At 58.8% G+C, this 4,030-nt stretch carries 4 protein-coding genes; 1 reads left to right on the forward strand and 3 read right to left on the reverse strand.

Going from position 1 to position 4,030, the window contains the following annotated elements; all coding sequences use genetic code 11:
- Nucleotides 1–75: 75 nt before the first annotated feature.
- From WA989_RS10335 to WA989_RS10345, 3 genes are all read right to left on the reverse strand, one after another.
- Nucleotides 76–429, reverse strand: a complete 354-nt coding sequence (locus WA989_RS10335) for a response regulator (RefSeq protein WP_424340415.1) — start codon at nt 427–429, stop codon at nt 76–78.
- Between the two features lies 1 nt (nt 430).
- A complete protein-coding gene (locus WA989_RS10340) occupies nt 431–1,930 on the reverse strand; it encodes a sensor histidine kinase (protein WP_424340416.1) in 1,500 nt (499 codons plus the stop codon).
- A gap of 89 nt (nt 1,931–2,019) precedes the next feature.
- Complete coding sequence (locus tag WA989_RS10345) at nt 2,020–2,697, reverse strand: nitroreductase (protein WP_424340417.1); 678 nt, start codon at nt 2,695–2,697, stop codon at nt 2,020–2,022.
- 244 nt (nt 2,698–2,941) lie between these two features.
- Here WA989_RS10345 and WA989_RS10350 point away from each other — a divergent pair.
- Nucleotides 2,942–4,030: peroxidase family protein (locus tag WA989_RS10350; RefSeq protein WP_424340418.1), on the forward strand; the 1,089-nt coding region annotated here is incomplete at its 3' end.

Raw genomic sequence — 4,030 nt, forward strand, 5'->3', positions numbered from 1 at the left:
ATATCGATGACGCCATTATGCCCGATTGGACGGATTGATCGAGATATGACGTTGAGGCACCCGTCCCGGAGCGCCTCAGTTGAAAGTGTCTCGCAGCTTCTCGAAGCTTACGGGCTTGGCCAGGATCGCGTAGGGATGATCAGTGTTGATCCGGTCGATCGTGCTCTGTTCATTCGACCCGGTGACGAAAATGAACTTGATGTCTGGCAGGACGTCATAGATTTTCCGGGCGACTTCCACGCCGTCGGTCTTGCCCTTGATCCTGACATCCATGAGGACGTAATCAGGCTGCTTGTCGCGGATCAGGCGTTCTGCCTCTTCGGAATCGGAGGCATTGCCGAGTACCTCCAATCCGATCTCGGTGCACATCGCGATAAAATCTTCGGCGATCAGGAATTCGTCTTCTATGACGATCACGGATTTGCTCAACTCAGCCTCCTTCAAGCGAGGTTTCCGGGATTTCAATTCGGTGGACGGTGCCAGAGCCGACCTCGGTCTCCCAGGTCGCATCGAGCTGCGCGACGAGGCCACGCGTGATGCGGGTTCCGGTCCCGTCTGCCGCTGCTTCGGTCATACCGATGCCGTCATCGGCAATTGTCAGCACGGCGAGCCCGTTCGTCTTGTGAAAACTGACCTTCAGCTCGCCGCCGCGGTCACCGGGATAGGCATGCCTGAGCGCATTTGTGAGCAGTTCGTTCATCAACAGGCCGATCGTGACGGCGCGGTCGATATGCAGCGTGAAATCGCCGACATCCTGGACGAGTTTAAGATGGTCCAGATGGCGCGCGTCGACCTGGCCGGTCACGACATTTTCCGCAATTTCAGCCACAAAATCTGGCGCCCGGACATCCGATGGCACACGAGACGAGAGCAGGATGCGGTGGACCGTGCCGATCGCCTCCACGCGTTTTATCGTTGAGGACAGGGCTTCAAGAGCCTCATCATCTGAGGTTTGCCGCATTCCCATGCGCAACAGGCTGATCGTCATCTGAAGGTTGTTCTTGACCCGGTGATAGACTTCGCGAAGCAGCAATTCGCGGTCGGCAATCGTGGAGCGCAGCTTCGCCTCGATCGCGTTCTGCACAGCGGCATACCAGAGGGCCGACGCCGACAGGAGGCCGATCATCGCAATCGCAAGGACGCTGAGCCTGAAATTGGCATCGACAAAGCCGGCATTTGTCGCCCAGAGGGCAATCAGACACAGCGTGAACGGTACGAAAATCACGACCGGCACAAGCCGGCGCGCACTCTCGCTTCCGCCGCCGTCTCCTGTCAGGACCTTGATCCATCCCATATCTGGCCGCAGCAGCAGCAGGCAGATAAAAAGAGCGAAGAAGGCGATTGCCGTATGCAGCGCCATCGCGGTGAATAGCGAGACCTGATAGAGCGCGTTGGTGTCGAAGGCATAACCCGTCAGCGCAATGGCGCAGAGGACAAGGCCGGACGTCGCCGCAATCGTGTATGTGAGGTCACCTCGCTGGCGGTTGGAGCGCAGGCGCAACAGGCAGAGACCGGCGAGAATGAAAGAGGTCGCGGTGGCAATCGCCATTCCGTGCGTTTCGAAGGCATCCGAGCTTGACCAGATGAACTGGTCGATCCCGTTTGCAGGCGTCGCGAAGATAGCGACAAGGTCCAGACCTGCGATCAATATGATGAAGACAGCGACGGCGTGGATAAGCAGAATGCTCTGCGGCTGCGCTTTTTGCCTGTAGGCAAACAGGACGGCCGATGATGTGGCGATAAAGCCCAAGGCGGTGCTCGGCACCATGGCCGCATAGCCGGGGATCAGCCTCTGAAAGCTTGTGACGCCAAGTATCCAGCCGATCACCAGGACGCTTGCCGCGATGATCAGTACAAGCGCGGCGAGAAAGGAGCCCTGCACCGCGAAACGGTGGCGCGCTGCGCTCGAATCGACGTTGCTAGAGACCAATTTTCACTCCCTGACGCGACTTAAATGCGTTAGAATGTAAATTGTTGCAAGACAAGGGAGTAACGCCGCGTGGACGAGCTTAGGGCGATCTAGTCTTCAAATCCGACAAAGGTCGCGGCTTCATCCACAGATTTGCGCGTGGAGACCACCGAATTGGCCGGAAAGCTGTCATCGGGCCAGCCCATGGCGACGCAGGTCTGGATGACCTGATCGTCCGGGATCTCTGCATGTTCGCGCACGACGGGGCTCTGCATGATACCCTGACTGTTGATCACACAGCCAAGGCCTTTCGACCACGCCGTATTGACCAGGCAATTTACGACGCCGCCGCAATCGAAGGGAGCGATATCGCTGCCCTGGATCGATTTGTCATAGGTTATCACAATGGAGACCGGCGCATCGAACTGGCGAAAGCCGCGCAGCACCCAGTCCATACGCGCTTCCTTGTCGTGTCGCTCGATCCCCATCACGGCGAAGAGCTGTTTGGCGATGCCGATCTGGCGTTCGCGGTGCGCGCCTTCATAGCCGGGCCCCATGCGAAATTCGCGGCTGTCGGGCACGCCCGCCAGATTGCGCTCGACATTCCCCTCGCGGATCCGGTCCAGCACGTCGCCGGTGACCACATAGAAATTCCAGGGCTGGGTATTGAGCGAGGTCGGGGCGCGCATCGCGATTTCGAGAACCTCCCGGATCAGCTCTTTCGGAACAGGCTTGTCGAGATAGCCCCTGATGCTGCGCCGGCCGCGCACGACTGTTTCGTAATCCAATTTGCTCTCCCGCATCGACTTGTATTTTCTATGGAAAAGATCGGGCGTCAGCCCGCTTTGTCCAGCTGCGCGCAGAAAGCCGTGATCGGCCGGCCCTGTCAAAGCTGACCACACGGCAATCAAGGGGCGCGACTTATTGGGCTGATCTATATCCGTTTTGGGTAATTTCGATTGGCTCTATAGCTTGCCGCGCGGTACAAGTGAAACAAATCACGTTCCCTCAGTTCAAATTACAGGAGATATTATGGCTGACGACATGAAGTGTCCGTTCTCAGGCGATCAGGAGCGCCACTGGCTTTTCCGCGGTCCGCGCAACAAGGATTGGTGGCCCAAGCTCCTCAACCTCGACATTCTCCATAAGAATCATCCAGCCGGCGACCCGATGGATGACGACTTTGATTATGCCGAAGCGTTCAAGACACTCGATCTGAAAACCGTGAAGGCCGACATTGCCGAAGTGCTGAATACGTCGGTTGACTGGTGGCCGGCGGACTATGGCCATTATGGCCCGTTCATGATCCGCATGGCCTGGCACTCTGCCGGCACCTACCGCATCGGCGACGGCCGCGGCGGGGCAGGGGGCGGCCAGCAACGCTTTGCGCCGCTCAACTCCTGGCCTGACAATGCCAATCTCGACAAGGCCCGCCGCCTTCTCTGGCCGGTCAAGCAGAAGTACGGCAACAAGCTATCCTGGGCCGACCTCATAATCCTCGCCGGCAATGTCGCGCTTGAGGATATGGGCTTTAATACTTTCGGCTTTGCCGGTGGCCGCGCCGATGTGTGGGAGCCCGAAGAGGTATACTGGGGCACCGAAGAAGAATGGCTCGCGCCGAGCAGCGATCCAAACAGCCGTTATTCGGAAGGCCGCGCGCTCGAAAACCCGCTGGCTGCGGTTCAGATGGGTCTGATCTACGTCAACCCGGAAGGCCCGGACGGCAAGCCGGATCCGCTCGCCTCCGGTCAGGACATTCGCGAAACCTTTGCCCGCATGGCGATGAATGACGAAGAAACCGTCGCGCTGACGGCGGGCGGTCACACCTTCGGCAAATGTCACGGCGCTGGCGATGCTGGCCTTGTTGGCGCAGATCCCGAAGGGGCCGACATCGCAGCCCAGGGTCTTGGCTGGGCCAGCACCCATGAGACGGGCCTTGGCGACCACACCATCACCTCCGGTATCGAAGGGTCTTGGACGCCGACACCGACCAAATGGGACATGAGCTATTTCGACATGCTGTTCGGCTATGAGTGGGAGCTCACCAAGAGTCCTGCCGGTGCCTTTCAGTGGCAGCCAAAGGATGTGAAGGAAGAGGACATGGCGCCGAAGGCCCATGAC

The sequence above is a fragment of the Henriciella sp. genome (assembly GCF_049649345.1).
Taxonomy (GTDB): Bacteria; Pseudomonadota; Alphaproteobacteria; order Caulobacterales; family Hyphomonadaceae; genus Henriciella.